At 72.0% G+C, this 17,516-nt stretch carries 16 protein-coding genes; 3 read left to right on the top strand and 13 right to left on the bottom strand.

Annotated elements, in window-relative coordinates:
- Positions 1-17: 17 nt before the first annotated feature.
- The 3 genes from NK718_RS03720 to NK718_RS03730 all read right to left on the bottom strand — a co-directional run bounded on the left by NK718_RS03720 (position 18) and on the right by NK718_RS03730 (position 2,484).
- The gene (locus NK718_RS03720) at positions 18-275 is read right to left on the bottom strand and encodes a YjiS-like domain-containing protein (protein ID WP_254738770.1); all 258 of its coding nucleotides are present in this window, start codon (positions 273-275) and stop codon (positions 18-20) included.
- Positions 276-352: 77 nt separating this feature from the next.
- Positions 353-1,627 carry a vanadium-dependent haloperoxidase gene (locus NK718_RS03725; protein WP_254738772.1) on the bottom strand — a complete coding sequence of 425 codons (1,275 nt, stop codon included), beginning with the start codon at positions 1,625-1,627 and terminating at the stop codon, positions 353-355.
- Between the two features lie 23 nt (positions 1,628-1,650).
- Positions 1,651-2,484 (bottom strand): class I SAM-dependent methyltransferase, encoded by an 834-nt coding sequence (locus NK718_RS03730; RefSeq protein ID WP_254738774.1) that lies wholly within the window; start codon positions 2,482-2,484, stop codon positions 1,651-1,653.
- 201 nt (positions 2,485-2,685) lie between these two features.
- Here NK718_RS03730 and NK718_RS03735 point away from each other — a divergent pair, with 201 nt between their 5' ends.
- Positions 2,686-3,735, top strand: a complete 1,050-nt coding sequence (locus tag NK718_RS03735) for an AraC family transcriptional regulator (RefSeq protein WP_254738776.1) — start codon at positions 2,686-2,688, stop codon at positions 3,733-3,735.
- Here the strand turns inward: NK718_RS03735 and NK718_RS03740 are convergent, their stop codons facing one another.
- From NK718_RS03740 to NK718_RS03775, 8 genes are all read right to left on the bottom strand, one after another.
- Positions 3,736-8,400, bottom strand: coding sequence for an alpha/beta fold hydrolase (locus tag NK718_RS03740; RefSeq protein WP_254738777.1), 4,665 nt, complete (start codon positions 8,398-8,400; stop codon positions 3,736-3,738). It abuts the gene before it with no gap.
- Between the two features lie 313 nt (positions 8,401-8,713).
- On the bottom strand, positions 8,714-9,955 hold the full coding sequence (locus NK718_RS03745) for an NAD(P)-binding domain-containing protein (RefSeq protein ID WP_254738778.1): 1,242 nt from the start codon (positions 9,953-9,955) through the stop codon (positions 8,714-8,716).
- Between the two features lie 63 nt (positions 9,956-10,018).
- Entirely contained in the window at positions 10,019-10,636 is a 618-nt protein-coding gene (locus NK718_RS03750) for an OsmC family protein (protein WP_254738779.1), read from the bottom strand.
- Between the two features lie 216 nt (positions 10,637-10,852).
- A complete protein-coding gene (locus NK718_RS03755) occupies positions 10,853-11,695 on the bottom strand; it encodes an alpha/beta fold hydrolase (RefSeq protein WP_254738780.1) in 843 nt (280 codons plus the stop codon).
- Positions 11,696-11,705: 10 nt separating this feature from the next.
- Entirely contained in the window at positions 11,706-11,963 is a 258-nt protein-coding gene (locus tag NK718_RS03760; protein WP_254738781.1) for a YjiS-like domain-containing protein, read from the bottom strand.
- 1 nt (position 11,964) lies between these two features.
- Positions 11,965-12,948, bottom strand: a complete 984-nt coding sequence (locus tag NK718_RS03765) for a homoserine O-acetyltransferase/O-succinyltransferase family protein (protein ID WP_254738782.1) — start codon at positions 12,946-12,948, stop codon at positions 11,965-11,967.
- 177 nt (positions 12,949-13,125) lie between these two features.
- The gene (locus NK718_RS03770; protein ID WP_254738783.1) at positions 13,126-13,323 is read right to left on the bottom strand and encodes a YgaP family membrane protein; all 198 of its coding nucleotides are present in this window, start codon (positions 13,321-13,323) and stop codon (positions 13,126-13,128) included.
- Between the two features lie 81 nt (positions 13,324-13,404).
- Positions 13,405-14,046, bottom strand: a complete 642-nt coding sequence (locus NK718_RS03775; protein WP_254738784.1) for a Crp/Fnr family transcriptional regulator — start codon at positions 14,044-14,046, stop codon at positions 13,405-13,407.
- 149 nt (positions 14,047-14,195) lie between these two features.
- Between NK718_RS03775 and NK718_RS03780 the strand changes: the two genes are divergently transcribed.
- Both NK718_RS03780 and uxuA read left to right on the top strand, forming a co-directional pair.
- Positions 14,196-15,011, top strand: coding sequence for a class I SAM-dependent methyltransferase (locus tag NK718_RS03780; RefSeq protein ID WP_254738785.1), 816 nt, complete (start codon positions 14,196-14,198; stop codon positions 15,009-15,011).
- Between the two features lie 260 nt (positions 15,012-15,271).
- Positions 15,272-16,471, top strand: a complete 1,200-nt coding sequence (gene uxuA, locus NK718_RS03785; RefSeq protein WP_254738786.1) for a mannonate dehydratase — start codon at positions 15,272-15,274, stop codon at positions 16,469-16,471.
- Between the two features lie 9 nt (positions 16,472-16,480).
- On the opposite strand, the gene NK718_RS03790 is transcribed toward uxuA, so the two are convergent.
- Both NK718_RS03790 and NK718_RS03795 read right to left on the bottom strand, forming a co-directional pair.
- Entirely contained in the window at positions 16,481-16,882 is a 402-nt protein-coding gene (locus NK718_RS03790; protein WP_254738787.1) for a nuclear transport factor 2 family protein, read from the bottom strand.
- Positions 16,883-16,994: 112 nt separating this feature from the next.
- Complete coding sequence (locus NK718_RS03795; RefSeq protein ID WP_254738788.1) at positions 16,995-17,474, bottom strand: SRPBCC family protein; 480 nt, start codon at positions 17,472-17,474, stop codon at positions 16,995-16,997.
- Between the last annotated feature and the right edge of the window lie 42 nt (positions 17,475-17,516).

Genomic DNA, 17,516 nt, shown 5'->3' on the forward strand with positions numbered 1-17,516 from the left:
TCCTTCGCCTTCGCTCGTCAGCCGCGCCGATAGGCGTCGAAGCCGCCGCTCACCGCCCGATCGACGTCGCCGCGCGACACGCCGATATCCTTCAACTGCGCGTCGGTCCAGCGCGCCAGCAGGCGGCGCGCCTCGCGGCGCTCGCGCCAGTCCTGCAGGGCGCGGGCCGCGGCGACGACGCCCCGCGCGGCGGCGAGCGCCCAGCGGCGCGTCCAGTCCGGAAGGGTCGGGATCCGCGGCGGGCTCCGCCGCGCCGTTCTCGCAATGCTCGTCATCTCGTGTCCACTCTCGTTGGGGGGAGGGACGGGCGCGCTCGGCCGAAGGGGAGCGCGCCCGCCGGTCGGCCCGGCGCTCAGCGCATCGCCTCGGCCCGCGACCGGGCGATCACGCGCTCGCCGATCTTGCGGCCCAGCTCCGCGCCCGCCTCCACGTCGAAGCGTGTGTGGATGCCGGCCCAGATCCGCGCCTCGCCGGCCTCGCGGCCGAGCGCCAGGATGGCCTCGCGGTCGATCGGAAACGCCTGCGCCAGCACCGTCGCCGCCGCGCTCGACAGGCAGCCATGCGCCGCCGGGAAGCTCGGGTGGTTCGGCGGCGGGAACAGCGGCTTGACCTCCGGGTCGAGCTGATGCGGCCGGGCGACCCAGTAGGCGTATTTCGCGTCCCAGCAGGCCACGGCCGCGTCGCTGAAGGCGATGTTGAGCGCCGCGAGGACGCGCGCGCCTTCGGCCGGCGACGCGCCGGTCTCGAGCAGCTTCTGCCGCGCCAGCTCGTTCCAGAGCACGTGGGCGCGCGCGCCGCCGTTGACCTCCCAGAATAGCGCGCGGTGGTTGCTGCGCGGGGTCCGCTGGAAGCTCTTCAGCTCGCCGAGCGCCGCCTTCATGGCCGGCGTGTCGGCATTCGGCGGTGGCGCCGGACGCAGCTCCGACGGGGAGGCCAGAACCCAGGTCCGCCAGCCGGCGGCGGCGGGCGCGATGGGGTTGACGCCGGTCCATTGGCCGGGCCCCTCGGGAACCGAGCCGGTCCACTTGGCGTCTGACCCGTCCTGCCGCCCGCGCGCCAGCGCCAGCGCGGCGACCTTGAGGCCGATCGCCCGACCGGCCTCGACTTGCGCGGGGGTCTCCGCCGCAGCGGCGAGGCGCGCCTGGATCGCCACCTCGGCCCGCGACTCGTTCAGGGCCTTCCGGGCCGGGAACAGCGCCGCGAGCACCTCGCCGGCGGCGGCCGCCGCCGCGGCTTGCGCGGATGCCGATCCCGGCTGCCGGCGCGCCGCCTCCATGGCGTCGGCCACGGCGGCGTGGAACAGCGCCAGATGCCGGGCGGCGAGCGGCAGGGTCACGAAGTCCGCCTGCAGCTCCTCCAGCACGATCTCGTTCCAGCGATAGGCGGGGCCGCCCACCGTCCACCAGCGCAGGCGGGCGGCGTCCTCGGCGCGCGGCTTCGCCGTCGCTTGAGGGGCGGCGGAGCGGGAGGCCGGCGGCGGGTCGAAGACGGTGTCCGCCGTCACCAGCCAGTAGCTGGCGGGCGAATCCGTTCCGCCGGATGCCGCAGTCGCGGCGGGGGCGGCGAGGGCGGTTGCGAGCAGCGCGGCGACGAACACGCCGCGCGACCGCGTTCCCAGGGTCGTCATGTCGATCTCTCCTGTCGCGAGCGTCAGCGGCGCGTGATGACCGCTTCGAGGTATTCGCTGGGGACGACGAGCGTGCCGTCGCCGGCGGTGTTGAAGCTGTCGATCAGCGCCAGCAGATCCGCCTCCAGGGCGTTGCGGGCGGTCACGTCGAGCGCGGCGAAGGCCTTCAGCACCGGGCCGTAATAGGAGCGGAACACCTGCACCCAGTGGTCGGGCGAGCGGTAGCGGAACACGAAGGCGCGGCGCGCCGTGCGCACCTCGGCGCGCGCTCCGAACAGCTCCTGCAGATGCGCGTCCGTGCCCCACAGCGACGGGGGCCTCACGCCGGCCGGCGGCGGCGCGTAGCGGCCGACGACCTTGAAGAGCTGTCCGACGAAGCCGTCGGGCGTCCAGTTCGCCAGCCCGATCTTGCCGCCCGGCCGCACCACCCGCAGCATCTCGCTGGAGGACGCGGCGTGGTCCGGCGCGAACATCACGCCGAAGGTGGAGAGCACGACGTCGAAACTGTCGCTGCCGAACGGCAGGTTCTCGGCGTCGGCCTCGCGGAACACCACGGTCAGGCCTTCGGCGTGGGCGCGTTCGCGTCCGCGCTCCAGCAGCGCGCCGACATAGTCGGTCGACACGACCGAGGCGAAGCGCCGCGCCGCCGCCAGCGTGGCGTTGCCGTTGCCGGCGGCGACGTCGAGCACGTGGTCGGTGCTGCGCAGGTCGACCGCCTCGCACAGCATCTCGCCGACGATCTGCAGCGTCGTGCCGACGATGGCGTAGTCGCCGGAGCTCCACGCCGCCTGCTGGCGCTGCTTGATAGGCGCGAAGCCGGCGCGCTCGGAAGAAGTCATCTCGTGAAGGGTCATCATCGCCTCCCTTTCGAAGAGGGTTCGGAAAATCCGAAGCTGTAGCCCCGCCGTCCGCGCAAGTTGTCGCGGAGACGTGGACTGCGGAGTGGTCGGCGAAATCTCGAATTGCGGGAGCGGGGGAGCCCGGTTAGGGTCGCCGCTCGGCCAAAACATTCGCCGAATTCACGACACAATGGGTATGATTGGAGGCGTGATCTCTCAATGACCGGAACGCCGCCTTCATTTGCAGGGACGCCGGACGCCCAGGAAGCCAAGCTCGACGTGCTCGCCGAGATGCTGCGCACCGTGCGGCTGAATGGCTCGGTGTTTCTCAACGCGTGCTTTTCCGCACCTTTCGGCATCGTGTCGCCGCGGCAGTACGACGCCCGCGCGCCGATGGCGCACCTGCGCCACATCAGCATCTTCCACCTCATCGCCGCCGGCTCGTGCACCGTCGAGCTCGCCACGGGGGAACGACGCGGCGTCTCGGCGGGCGACGTGCTGCTGATTCCGTTCGCCGACGCGCATCGCTTCTGGCGCGGCGAGGTCGAGTCGATGACGCAGGCGGAGGACGTGATCCGTCCCGGGCCGGTGCGCGGCATGTGGACCGTCAACCACGGCGGCGGCGGCGAGGAGACCCGCATGGTCTGCGGCTTCCTCGAATCCGCCGAGGTGCTGTCGACGCCGGTGTTCCGCTCCCTGCCGCCGCTGCTCGTGCACCGCACCGACGACGGCGGGGTAAGCGCGCTGCTCACTTCCACCGTGCGCAACATCCTCGTGCTGGCCGACACGGCCGCGCCCGGCACCGAGTTCACGCTGGGCCGCCTGATGGAGCTGCTGTTTCTCGAGGTGCTTCGCCACCACGCCGCCGGGCTGCCGCCGGGCGCGCGCGGCTGGTTCGCGGCCCTGAACGACCCGATCCTCTCCCGCGCCCTCCAGCTCGTGCATGCCGAGCCCGCCCGGCGCTGGACGGTGGACGACCTGGCGCGGCTGGCGGGCGCGTCGCGCACCGTGCTGGCGGAACGCTTCAACGCCGTGCTCGGCCAGGCGCCGATCGAGTACGTCACCGGCTGGCGCATGCAGATCGCGGCCGATCTCCTGCGCGCCGGAAAACAGGGCATGGCCGAGGTGGCGGCGGAGGTCGGTTACGAATCCGAGGCCGCGTTCAACCGCGCGTTCAAGCGCGTCACCGGCGTCACGCCCGGGCGCTGGCGCGACGGCGAAGCGCCCGCGCCCTCGGACCCGAACGTGGTGCGCGTCGGGACCGGCTGATCACAGCAGGCCGCGCGCCTCGTGGCTCTCGGCGGTGCCGGCAAGCTGCCCGATCAGGCCGGAGTAGGGGGCGAGCGTGTCGCGCGCCTCGGCGTGGCGACGATGGCGGGCGAGGTGGCGCGCCAACTGCGTCGCCGCGCGCAACTCGCCGACGGAGGCGTGCTGGCGGCCCGCCGAGCGGATGGCCGAGCGCAGCAGCGCCTCGACCTCCTCGGGGGCCGCGCCCGAGCCGGCCAGGATCTCGGCCTTGATGCGCAGGAATTCGGAGAACTGGAAGCGCGCCCCGTTGCGGCGCGCGCTCGCCAGCGCCTCCTCGACGAGCGCCAGGGCGCGGCCCTGGTCGCCGGTGCGGGCGACGGTCTCGGCCATCAACGCCAGGAAATAGGGCAGGCCCATCTCCGCGCCCGTGGCTCGGATCGCCTCGACGCCCTCCGACATCGCCGCGAGGCCGGCGCGTGCGTCGCCCAGATGGGCCATCGCCCAGCCGGCCTGGAACCGTCCTTGCGAGCGCAGCAGAGGCAGCGAGAACTCGTCGCAGAGATCGACGACGCGCTCGGCCCATTCGAGGCAGCGCGCCGGCTCCGAACGGAACAGGTGCAGGTAGCTCATGCCCCAGTAGGCGATGGCGGTGGTCAGCGGATGGGCCAGCTTCTCGGCGAGGTCGACCGCCTCGCGGCAGGCCTCGTCGGCGGGCAGCAGCTTGCCCTGCTGCCAGTAGGCGAGCCCGGCGAAGCAGCGGCAGCACACGCCGGGGTCGTGGCCGGAATAGAGATAGGTGAGGCCGTGGTGGCTCTCGGGCCGGTAGATGGCGCGCGACCGCTCGGCGCTGTCGATGGCCGTGTCGTACTCGCCCATGAACAGGCCGTTGGTCCACTCCATGTGGTGCGTTTCGATCACCAGCCCTTCGTCGTTGGTGCCGCGCGAGAGTTCCTGGCAGCGCAGCGTCACGTCGCGCGCCGCCCGGGGCTGGCCGCCGATCATGTAGTACTGCGCGCGCCCGCGCAGCACGACGTACAGTTCGGAGGTGTCGTCGAGCAGATTGCAGAGCTCTTCAGCCCTGGCGCAGGCCTGTCCGACTTCCGGCGAGCCCCAGCCGCGCGCCGCCATCCAGGCGAGGCCGCGCGCCTTCTGCAGGTCGAGTTCGAGTCGATGCCGGTCCTGCGACTCGGGCAGGCGGGCGACCGCCTCCAGGCCGCGCTCCGCGAAGGTGAGGGCGGTGCCGTGGGCCGAGCGCGCCAGCGCCTTGCGCGCCGCCCGCACGAGGTAATGCGCCGCCTTGTCCCACGCCTCGGCGCGCAGCGCGTGCTCGGCCAGCCTCTCGACGAAGGCGTCGCCAGCGGCGGTCTGCTCCATCGCCTCCACCAGCCGCGCGTTGAGGTCGCGCCGCCGCTCGGCGAGCAGCCCACCGTGGACGACCTCCTGGATCAAAGCGTGCCGAAACGCCCAGTGGCGCGCCGGGCCGGACGCCCGCTCGACCAGGAAGCCTTCGTCCACCAGCGCCTCCAGGCGGCGCTCCACCGTCGCCTCGTCGAGGCCCGCGAGCCGGGCCAGCAGGTCGGGCCGGATCTCGCGGCCGATCACCGAGGAGGCTTGCAGGATGCGGCGATCCTGCTCGTCCAGCTTGCCCAGGCGCGCGGCGATCACCGATTGCACCGACATGGGAACGACGAGCGCATCCACGTCGCCGCGCGCCGTGTAGGCTCCGGCGCGGCCGGCCAGCCGGCCGCTCTGCGCCATCTCGCCGATCACCTCCTCGATGAAGAGTGGCACGCCGCCGGTGCGCTCGGCGATGGCGCGGGCGAGAGGCGCGACGCTCGGGTCGTCGCCGAGGATCGACGTAGCGAAAGCGAGGGCGGTCGCCGGGTCCAGCGGTTGCAGCGCGATGCGGGTGACGTGGCCGTCGCCAAGCCACGACATCTCGGGGTCCGCCCGCGAGGTCGCGAGCGCCAGCACCTTCTCGCCCGCCACCCAGGCGAGGATGCGCCGCACGGCCGCGAGGCTCTGCGCGTCCGCCCAGTGCAGGTCCTCGATCAGCAGCGCGACGGGCGCGCGCGCCGCGACGGCGGACAGCGAGGCGAGCGCCGCGTCCTCGACGCGGCGGGCGCGGGCGGGGGCCGACAGCGCGTTCCAGGATGGGTCCGGCACCGGCAGGTCGAGGACGAACAGGAGCGGCGACAGCAGGTCGGCGGCGCGGTCCTCGAGCACGGCCGCGATGCCGCGCGTCGCCGCCTCGGCGTCCGCGTTCCGGTCGACGCCGAACAGCGACCTCAACAGCTTCTTCATCAGCCCCCAGGGGCTGTCGCCGTCGAGCTCCAGCGCACCGCACTCCACCTTGGCGAAATCGGCCAGGTCCTCCGACGCCAGGAACTCGTGCGCGAGGCGCGACTTGCCGAACCCGGCCTCGCCCGTGAGCGCCACGGCCTGGCCGGCGCCGCCGCGCACGTGGCGAGCGAGGTCGCGCAGCGCGCGCATCTCGGCCTCGCGCCCGACCAGCCGGTTGTCGACGGCGCGCGCCCGCAATTGCCAGCGCGAGGTTCCGCTGCGCTCCGCGACGAGCTCGAAAACGGCCCAGTCCTCGGGAAAGGCGGGACAGGCGGCGTGCTCCAGTCGCGTGAGGCGGGCGTAGCCGCCGACCGCGTGGCGCGCGCGATCCGTCACCGCGATGACGCCCCGTTGCAAAGCGTGCACCAGCCGGCGCGCCACCTGCACGGGCGATCCGCTCACTTCCGGCCGGCCGCGCTCGCCGTCGCGGCGCGCGCGCACCACCGCCTCGCCGGAATCGATGCCGATGCGCAGCGTCATGGTCGAGTCCGCCAACGCCTCGAACGCCGCCTGCATCGCGAGCGCCGCGCGGCAAGCCTGCAAGGCGTGGTCCTCGGTCGCCGTCTCGGCCCCGAAGGCTACGGTGATCTCGTTGGGCCCGGCCCCGACCACGGTGCCTCCGTGCGCCGCGACGATGGCGCGGGAGCGCTCCCGCAGCGGCGTCAGCTCGGCCTCCTCGGGATCGGTGAAGTCGAGCAAGGAATCCGGGTTGACCACCTCGGCGGTCAGCACCGTCACCTGCCGCCGGCCCTCGGTCGTCGCGGCCGGCCGCGCCGGCGCGGCGTTGACGGCGGCCGTGAAGCCGCGCACCTCACGCAGGAACGTGTGGAAGGCCGGCTCGTCTCCGGACAGGATGTGGTTGGCCGTGTCGAGCGCCACGAAGCGCGCGTTGGGAATCCCCGTCGCCAAGGCGCGCCCGGACTCGAACGGGGCCACCTGATCGCGGGCGCCGTGCAGCACCAGCGTCGGAGCCGTGACCCGGCCCAGCAGCGCGGTGACGTCGATGTCGGCGAACATGCTCTGCAGCCGCCACGCGTTCTCGGGCGACACGGTCATCCGCTGCAGCTCGTCGAAGCTGGCGATCTGGTCCGGCGACGCGCCGGGGATGAAGCGCGCGGTGAAGAGCTGGCGGAAGATCGGATTGTTCTGGCCCCAGCCGGCGCGCATCAGCGTCGCCAGCGCCTCGCGCGTGGCGATCTCGCCCGGATCGCCGCGCTTGCGCCAGCCGCGCACGTAGCCGCCGTAGAGGATCAGGCCGGCGACGCGCTCGGGGTGGCGGATGGCGTAGGCGACAGACACGGCGCAGCTCTGCGACACGCCCAGCAGGGTGAAGCGCTCGAGCCCGGCGGCGTCGACGACGCTGGCGAGATCGGACACCATCGCCTCGAACGAGATGTCGGCGACGTTCCAGTCCGACAGGCCGTTGCCGCGCTCGTCGTAGCGGATCAGCCGGTTCTCGCGGCTCAATTCCTCCATCCAGTGCCGCCAGACGGGGCTGCGCCAATCGTGCTGCACGTGCGACATCCAATGCGCCGCGCGCACGATGGGCGGGCCCTCGCCCGAGACCGCGTAGGCGATGCGCACGCCGTCGCCGGCGGTGCAGAAGCGGATGGTCTGCTCTTTGTCGACGGCCGGAAGCGGAGCGGCTTCCTCCGGCCGCGCCGACGGCGCGGGAGGCTCCGGCGGCGGCGCGGCGACGGTAACCGCGGCGGGCCGCCGGCCGCGGTCGCGCGCCGCCTCGGCCAGCTCTTCGACGCGCGCGGCGAGCACGGCGTCGTCGGGGTCGAGCATGTGGAGACGGTGCGCGAAGGCGAGCGCGCGTTCGGGGTCGTCGGCCAGCCGCTCCACCAGCGTCCGCAGCACGCGCAGACGCAGCACGCCGATCGCATCGGCGTGGAAGGTGCGCCACGCCTCGAAATCAGGGCAGCGCGGGAATGACAAGTCCTCGAGGAATTCGCCCCGGAACAGGTCGGCCAGCGTGCACAGCCGGTCGGTCGGCAACGCGGCGACGTCGTCCGGCTTGAGCGCGGCGAGCTCGGAGAAGTCGACCTCGATGTCCCCGAAATCGAGCTGGACGGTGTTGCGGTCCGCCATCACGCGGTCGCGGCCGTCGCCGTTCAGAACCTGGCGGATCTTGGAGAGGCTCCAGCGCAGCGCGCCGCGCGGATCGTCGGGAACCTCCCAGAACATCTCGCACAGGCGCTCGCGGCGCTGCGGCCGCCCGGCGACGGCGAGGAACGCGAGCAGCGCGCGCGTCTTGCGCGAGGGCGGCAGCTGGACGACGTCCTCGCCCCGCGTCACCTGCAACTCGCCCAGGACGCCGATGGTCAGCCTTGCGGTCATCGCTCGATCCGTTCCCCCGGGGCGGGCAGCCGCCCCCCGTCCTCCGTCAGTCCGCGGACCCGTCGAGCGCCGCGGCCGTCGCGGGCGGAGCGCCGCGACTTCGCGCCACGTTGCGGGCGTCGGATTCCGATGTCAGCCCGTTTCCAGCGGTCGCGACAAGATTAGCGCCGCCTTCAATTCGGTTCCAGCGCCGTTGAATGCGACCCGGAAAGCGGCGAACATTCGAAATTGACGAATGTGTCGCGCCTGGTTGTACGCCGAATATTACGTCCGGCACCGTTGTCACCTTGGCCGAACCCGGGAGCGCGGCGAGTCAAGCGGCGTCCCGGGCGGCGCGGAGACTGTCACGGATGCGCGCGGCGAGCGCGTGCGCGTCCGCACCCACGCCGTCGATGAACGTCGATTTCCGGCGGGACTGGAACGGCATGCCGAGCACGTAGAGGCCCGGGCAGGGCGTCACGCCGTCGGCGTGGACGATTTCGCCGTCGCCATCGAGCACGGGAATGTCGAGCCAGGAATAGTCGCGGCAGAATCCCGTCGCCCAGAGCACGGTGCGGATCTCCTCCCGCGCGAGGTCGATGTCGGCGAGGCCGTCGCCGAGGTCCGGCGCGGCATGTGCGCCGGCGCACGGCGAGGCGAAGCCCTGCAATTCGTCGGCGAAAGCATCGATGCGGGCGAGAAGCCGCGCCAGCTTGGCGTCGGCGCGCGTCACGTGCTCCCTCAGGTCCGGGCCGAAGCGCACCCGCGTCCCCTCGACCGCGGCGACACGCCCGGCGATGCGCACGCCCAGCGCGGCGAGGGAGGCCAGGCCGACGTCGCGGTTCTCCGGCGTCCCCACGAGCTGGAGGGACGTCTGCCGGCGCGCGGCCTCGGGGGACATCGACGCGGGGCGGGGCTCGTCGAGGATGCCGGAGCGGTCCAGCCACCACATAATGTCGCGGCCGCGATAGCGGCGCGGCACGCGCGTGTGGCGGCCGACGGCGAGGACGACGCGCCGTCCGGCCCGCCGCAGCTCGTCGGCGAGCTGCACGCCGGTCGCCGACGCGCCGACCACGAGGACGCCGCCTTGCGGAGTGTCCTCGGGCGAGCGGTAGGTTTCGGTGGTGAGTTGCAGGATGGAGCCGGGCAGGGCGGAGGCGAGGGCCGGCACGTAGGGCCGGTCGCACGCGCCGGTGGCGACCACCACGCCGCGCGCGCGCAACTCGCCGGCGTCGCCGCTCACGCAGAAGCCGCCCGCCAGACGCGTCACGCGACGCACGTCGGCGTTCTCGACGACCGGCGCGCCGAAGCTCGACCGGTAGAGATCGAGCATCGCCGCCACGTCGCGCGCCTGCATGAAGCCATGCGGGTCCGGCCCCTCGTAGGCGAAGCCCGGCAGGCGGGTCATCCAGTTCGGCGTCAGCAGGCGCAGCGAATCCCAGCGCGCGCGCCAGCGCTCGGCGACCCGGCCGCGTTCCAGCAGCACGTGGTCGATCCCCGCGCCGGTCAGGCAGCGGCTCATCGCGAGCCCTGCCTGGCCCGCGCCGATGATGACGATGTCGGTGGTGCGCGTCATGGTCCGGGATTCCGAAGGTGGGCGCGCCGCCCCGGCGCGGGGGCCGGGGCGGCGAGGGGCGGGTCAGGCCGCCGCGGTGGCGACCGAAACCGGGATGCCGTTGGTGATCACGTCGAAGACGGCGGAGCGGGCCTTGGCCTGCTGGACGATCTCGTCGAGCTTGGCCCGGGGGGCGTCGCCGTCGATGGCGATGGTGACGCGAAGCGCCTCGTAGCCGTTGCGGACGTCCTGCGAGAGGCCGAGGATGCCGCGCAGGTCGATGTCGCCTTCCAGCGTCGACTCGACCTTGGTCAGCGTCACGCCCCGCGCCGCGGCGATGTTGGCGATGCCGGCCGTGAGGCACGTGGCCAGCGCGTGCAGCACCCATTCCACCGGCGTCGGGGCCTGGTCCGCGCCGCACAGCACCGTCGGGTGGTCGCCCTCGCCGTGGTAGCTGTGCTTGTGGGTGTGTTCGCCGCCCGCGCCGGCGAAGCTCATCATCGTCGTGCGGCTGTAGGTGCCCGTCAGCCAGCGATTGGTGGCGCGGAACTGGAACTTGGCGAGCTCGGGGTGCTGGCCGACGGCGTTGATCGTGGCGAGCAGCGTGGGCGTGTCGACGCCGTTCCTGCGCACGGGCGGAGGCTTCGTGCCGGTCCGCGGAGCGCTGGTGGTGGTCGTGGACGTCATTTCGGTGGTCGTCATGGTCGTGTCCTCCTGGTGGGGGGCGTCCGTCGCCCCGCGTCACTGTCTTCGGCCGTCGGCGTGTGACGCCGCGTGGAAGGGAGAGTGGAAACCGGCTCCGGCGCGTGGAAACGGCGTGTGTCGGCGCACATGGAGAGGCGCTGCCAACGGCGCACGAAAAAGCCCCCCGGCGGGAGGGCCGGGGGGCTCGGGACGGCGGCGTTCCGGGGAGGGCGTTCAGGCCGCGAGGCAGCCTCCGGCGTCGCCCGAAAGCGTCGCCGCGCGGATGAAGCGGGCGAGCATCGCGGCCAGCTCCTCGGACGCCGTGAGCGGCGCGAGATGATCCCAGCCCTCCAGCACGACGCGCGCGGCGCGCGGCATGGCGTCGGCCAGGATGTCGGCGGTCGTCCGCGCCGCCAGCGGGCTGCGGTCGCCGCGCATCACCAGCACAGGGAAGCCGAACGCGCCATAGGCCGCGAGCGGCGTCGGCTCGGACGTCAACGCGTGGAAATGCAGCGCGAAGCTGGGCACGGCGGCGCGGGTCGCGTCGCGCGCGGCGGGCTTCATGCGGCTCCATGCGCCGGGGCCGGCCCAGTAGGTGACGAACCGGTCGGCCGCGCCCTCGTAATCGCCGGTCGCCACGCCGCGCACGGTGGCGGAGGCCACGGCGGCGATCTCGCGCCAGGCGCGGCGCGCCCGCGCGTCGCCGGTCCTGAGGACGTGGAAGGCGGAAGGCTCGTACAGGCTCAGGCTCGCGACCTTCTCCGGCCGGCGCGCGGCGATGGCGAGCGCCACCCCGCCTCCGTAGGAGTGCCCGACGAGATGGACGCAGCCCGGATGGCGGTCGATGGTGGCGAGAGCCTCGGCGGCCTCGGCGAGGAGGTCGAAGGGCCCGTGTCCGCTCCACGCGAGGCCGGGCGTCGCGCCGGTGAGGTCGGGCGCGAACAGGTCGAACCCCGCCGTCGCGTCCCGCAGCGCGTTCCATTGCCGCCCGGTGGCGCCGGAGCAATGGAACGCCACGACGAGCGGACGCGGCGACGGTTGAGCGTCGATTACATGATCGCGCGAAGCGATTCTCATGTCGTGGTCCTCAGGGTTCCGGCCGCATCAGGGGCGGCCGGCCGGTGCGTCCGTGACGGACGACCGAGTCGATTTCGGATTGGTGGATGCCGATGTCCTTCAGCATCTCCGGAGGCAGGTCGCGGACCGCCATGGCGGCGCGCCGGTACCTGATCGCCCTGAAGGCGCCCGCCAGCAGCGCCGCGGCGGCCCGGAAGGGTGCGGCGGCGATGTGGCGGCCGGACATTCCGCCGGCGTGGTCGATTCTCGCGTAGGGGATCGCGTGCATGTCAGTCTCCCAGGTCTGCGTTGGCGATGGCGGCGTTCTGCGGGGGATTCGTGAGGCCGAACGTGGTAGCGGGCGTGGAAATGCGTGCCGGAGCGCACAGGGCCGTCCGCCTGCCGCGCGCGGTCGCGACGACGCGCGCCAGCCAGTTGTCGAAGAACAGCTGGGCCTTGCCGGACCAGCGATCGTCCGGCGGGCCGTTCGGGTCGTCGTCGCGGAAGTAGTGAAGCGGCGCGGCCGTGGGCAGGCCGGCGCGGCGGTCGCGGTCGTACTCGTCGGCGAGCGCCATCCGGTCGTATTCGAAGTGATTGAAGGAGTAGACCTCCGCGCCGTCTTCGCTCTCGACCACGCCCGGTCCGGTGAACGGGCAGCCGCTCAGCAGGCGCAGCGGAGCGCGCTCCAGGTCCGCGGCGCGGGTCTGGGTGTGGCGCGACACCGGCACCTTGTAGGATGGGCCGAGCCCGTGCAGCAGGGACGAGCCCGGCGTGACGATGTGAAGGTCGAAGACGCCGAACGCCTTGGTCGCCCGCTCGACCTTCGGGATCGCGTGGCGCGCGAACAGCGCCGCCTGCGCGGCCCAGCAGACGAACAGGCGATGCGGCACGCGCGTCTCGGCGCGCCCCAACAGGGCGACGAAGGCGCGCCAGTAGTCGACCTGCTCGAACTCCATCAGCTCGACCGGCGCGCCCGTCACGATCAGCGCGTCGAGCCCGTCGTCGAGCGCGCGGTCGATATCCGCGTAGAAGCGCTCGACATGCGCGGCGGCGTGCCGCGCGCGATAGGACGGAAAGCGCGCCAGCACGAGTTCGACGGGGGTGGCGGCGTCGCCGAGCCGCCGCGCGAACTGCGCCTCGGTGCGCGTCTTGTCGGGCATGAGGTTGAGCAGGCCGATCCGCACGGCGTCGCCCCTGGGGGCGAACAGCACGGACCGGCCTTCGGCCGAGAGGCTGCGGGCGACGGGAAGATCGGGGGGCAGGATGATCGGCATGGAAAGGCGCTCCTTTCCCGCGATCGTTCCCCTTCGGCCATGGAGCCGAACGTGTGACCTATCGTTGAATTCCCGCGCGCAACGCCGCTTCTTGCCGCGATCGTGCGGCGGCGCACGCGAAAAGCCCCGCCCATGTGGGGCGGGGCCTTCTTGGCTGGATCGGGGGAGGGTGGAGCGTCAGGCCTGCTTGCCGATGGGGCAGGTGTTGATGCCGAGCAGGCGGTAGGCCGGGCAGAAGCCGACGAGCGCCGTCAGCAGCGGCACGATGCCGATCCAGGTCCAGGGCGTGTAAAGGCCCATGAACGCCATGACGATCAGCGCGAGGCCGACAACAACGCGAAGCACACGGTCGATATTACCGACATTCCTGGACATGAGGTCCTCCTGGTCGATGCCTTGAACGATGACGCATCCTACGCCCGTGGCCCGACCTTGTCGGTGACAAGGTCACAAACGTCAGTCGGGCAACATCTCCAGCGCCTCGAGCACGTCCGGCCGCAACACCGACACGCTGCCGCGGCCGAGCGCGACGGCTCCGCGCCGCTCCAGATCCTTCAAATGGCGGCTCACGACCTCCCGAGCCGAGCCGATCTCGCCGGCGATGTCCTGGTGGGTCAGCCGGACCACCCGGTCGGTCGCCGACTTCTCGCGCAGCAGCCGCGCGAGCCTTCGGGAGATGCCGGACGACAGAAGGTCCTCGACCAGCAGCACCAGCTCGGTCAGCCGCACGCCATAGCCCTGGAACAGCCAGCCTCGGAAGGGCGCGTCCTCACGGATGCGGCGCTCGACCTCGGCCGCCGACAGGAAGCGCCCCACCACGTCGGTTTCCGCCACCCCTTCCGCCGGGTAAACGCCGCCGGTCATGAGGCACTGGGTAGAGAGCACGCAGGCGCGGTCGCTGCCGACCCTGTAGAGCGTGACCTGACGTCCGCTTTCCGTGACGGTCTGCACGCGAATCGAGCCCTGCTCGACGGCCAACAGGCCGCGGCACGGATCGCCGGCCCGGAACAGCACGGTCCCCGCGGCGAAGCGGACGCGGCCGTCGGGCGTGTTCGAAGCCGTGGACGGAGCTGACGAGTCGGGGGACGAAAGCATCATCGGTCAAGTTGCGCACTGGAACCGGTCAAATGCAAGTCGTCACCGGTCTCGCCATTGCGCGCCGGCGGTGTCGGCGCGCACAGTGGACACGTTCTGATTGTATTGTCGCTCTGCTAGCGTCCCGCATTCCCCGAGCCAGGAGCACTGCCATGGCTGACAACACGGCGAGTTTTAGCGGAAGCATTCCCGAATTCTACGACCGCGACCTCGGACCGGTGTTTTTCGCGGACTGGGCCAAGGCGATGGCGGACCGTGTCGCCGCCCACGCGCCGGAGCGCGTGCTGGAGACGGCGGCCGGAACCGGCATCGTGACCCGTGTGCTGCGCGACCGCCTGCCGCCGCGCGGCAGTCTGATCTCGACGGACCTCAACGCGCCGATGCTCGAGGTGGCGCGGCGCAAGATCTCGCCGGGCGAGAAGGTCGAGTTCCAGCCCGCCGACGCGACGTCCCTGCCATTCGGCGACGCCTCGTTCGACGCCGTGGTCTGCCAGTTCGGCATCATGTTCTTCCCGGACAAGGACAAGGGTTATGGCGAGGCCTTCCGCGTGCTGAAGCCCGGCGGGCGCTTCCATTTCAGCGTGTGGGACGATCACCGCTACAACCCGACCGGGCGCATCGCGCACCAGGTGATCGGATCGTTCTTTCCCAAGGATCCGCCGCCGTTCTACGCCGTACCCTATGGCTACACGCAGCTGGACGCGATCCGCGACAGCGTCGAGCGGGCGGGCTTCCAGGAACTTACCGTGGAAGTGATGAGGACGGACCACAAGCTGGCCTCGGCGGCCGATTTCGCGCGCGGCCTTGTCTACGGCAACCCGACCATCGACCAGATCCGCGCGCGCGGCGGCGTCGACCCCGACGCGGTGGTGAGCGCCCTGACCGACGCCTTCGAGCGGGAGGTGGCGCCGCGCGGCGGGCTGCTGCCGCTGCAGGTGATCCTGTTCGAGACCCGCCGACCCAACTGACCCTTCAACTCCCTGCCGCTCGTCGCGCCCGCCGGTTCCTCCGGCGGGCGTTTTTTCTGGGCCCGGTCGAGCTTCATTCCCCAGGCGGTCCGGTGGTTGTCCGACAAGCGGCTGGACCCGGCGGCGATGATCACGCAGACTTTCCCGGCACGCTCAGCGCGCGAGGCATTCGAGCTGATCGAGATCGAGCTTCGCACCGTGAAGGTGCGGCTCGATTCGCCTGACGCGCCCCTCAGCCCCCCGATTCGAAGGATATCAATATGGAACAGACGTGGCGCTGGTTCGGTCCCGACGACGTCGTGCCCCTGCACGCCATCCGGCAGGCCGGCGCGAGCGGCGTGGTCACCGCCCTGCACGACATCCCCTATGGCGAGGTGTGGACCGTCGACGCCATCGAGGAGCGCAAGGCGCTGATCGGCGCGGACCCGTCGCTCGGCCTGCGCTGGAGCGTCGTCGAGAGCCTGCCGATCCACGAGCGCATCAAGATCGGCGAAGGCGACCTGACCGCGTTGTTCGACGCCTACCGCGAGTCGATGCGCAACCTCGCTGCGTGCGGCGTCACCACCATCTGCTACAATTTCATGCCGGTGCTCGACTGGACGCGCACCGAGCTGCATCACAAGCTGCCGGGCGGCGGCAACGCGCTGCGTTTCAACGCCCACCACTACGCGGCCTTCGACTGCTTCATGCTGGAGCGGCCCGGGGCCGAGGACGAGGTGGCGCCTGACGTGCTGGACCGCGCGCGGGCGTGGTTCAAGGCCGCAAGCGAGTCCGACAAGGACCGGCTGCTCGCCACGATCATGGCCGGCCTGCCGGGCGCGTTCGACCGCTACGACATTCCCGGGCTGCGCCGGCACCTGGCGCGCTACGCCGGCATGGACCGCGCGACGTTGCGCGCCAACCTCGCCCGCTTCCTGCGCGAGATCATCCCCACCGCCGAGGAGGTCGGCATCCGCATGGCGATCCACCCGGACGATCCGCCGCGCTCGCTGATGGGCCTGCCGCGCATCGTTTCCGGGGAAGACGACCTGGCCTTCATCACCGGGGCGGTCGACTCGCCCGCCAACGGCGTCACGCTCTGCGCCGGCTCGCTGGGCGCGGGAGCGCACAACGACGTCCCCGCCATCGCGCGACGCTTCGCGCAACGCATCCACTTCGTCCATCTGCGCAACGTCTCGCGCCAGCCGGACGGCTCGTTCATGGAGGCCGAGCATCTCGGCGGCGACGTCGATATGGTGGCCCTCGTCGACGTGCTGCTGACGGAACAGGCGCGCCGCAAGGCGGAAGGCGATCCGCGCTGGCGCATCCCGTTCCGGCCGGACCACGGCCACGAACTGCTCGACGATGTCGGGAAGGGGAGTTTCCCCGGCTACTCCGCCATCGGGCGGCTGAAGGGCCTCGCGGAGATGCGCGGCGTCATGATCGCGCTGGCGCAGGTCAAGGGGCTGCCTCTCAGCTGATCCCGACTTTCAGTTCGCACGCTCCTGAACGATCGGCGTGGCCTGGAACGCCTCGCGCAGCCAGCGCCCGTCGCGGCGCACCCAGACCTGCGTGAAGCGAAGCAGGAGGTCGGCACGGTCCTCGGCGCTGCGCGCGCCGCCGCCGGTGACCACGTTGACGCCGGTGATGATCGCCACGTCGGGAGCGGCGTCGCGGATGACGACGTCGCGGAAGGCGATGGACGTCGTCCGGCCGGTCCGCCTGGCGGCGTAGGCCAGCCACTCGTCGTGAGCCAGCAGCTCGCCCGTGGCGTCCGTGTGCGTGTAGCCGGGCGACAGCATGCCGGCGAGCTCGGCGACATCGCCGCGCGCCCAAGCCTCGCCGAAGCGGCGCGCCGCCTGCTCCAGCTCGGAAAGCTGCGAAAAGTCCATCGGAAGCCCCTTCCCAGACGCCGCAACCAAAGCGAGCATAAACTGCGCCTTGCGCGCTGTCGAAGGGACGCGGCGCCGCCAACCGGACGGGGCCGCGTTCCTGTCGTCGGGCTCAGAGAGAGCGGGCCGTGTCCACGAGCTGGTCGGCGGCCTTGTTCCAGCCGGGATGAAAGCCCATGTCCTCGTGCCGCTTGCGGTCCTCAGCCGTCCAGTGGCGGACGCGGGCCGTGTAGAGCGTGCGGCCGGGGCCGGCGTCCGCCAGCGTGATGACGGCGGTCATGAACGGCTTGTCGGCCGGTTCCCATCCCGCGCGGTAGGCGTCGGTGAACACGAGGCGTTCGCCCGGCACGACTTCGAGATAGACGCCGCGATGGGTGAACTCCTCGCCGTCCGGGCTTCGCATCGTCACCGTGCTGCCGCCGCCGGGGCGCAGGTCGCGGTCGAACCTCGTGGTGGACCACGGGGCGGGCGTGAACCAGCGCTTCAGCAGCTCCGGCTCGGTCCAGCAGCGCCAGACGGCGTCTCGGGGCGCGGCGAGCTCGCGCACGAGCAGCAGGTCGCGGTCGTCGTCGGTCGGGGTGTCGGTCGGCATCGCGGTCTCCATCGGGGAGCGGGGGAAATTTTCGACTATTCG

Origin of the sequence: Alsobacter ponti, from assembly GCF_024294805.1 — a bacterium.
GTDB classification, from domain to species: domain Bacteria; phylum Pseudomonadota; class Alphaproteobacteria; order Rhizobiales; family Beijerinckiaceae; genus Alsobacter; species Alsobacter ponti.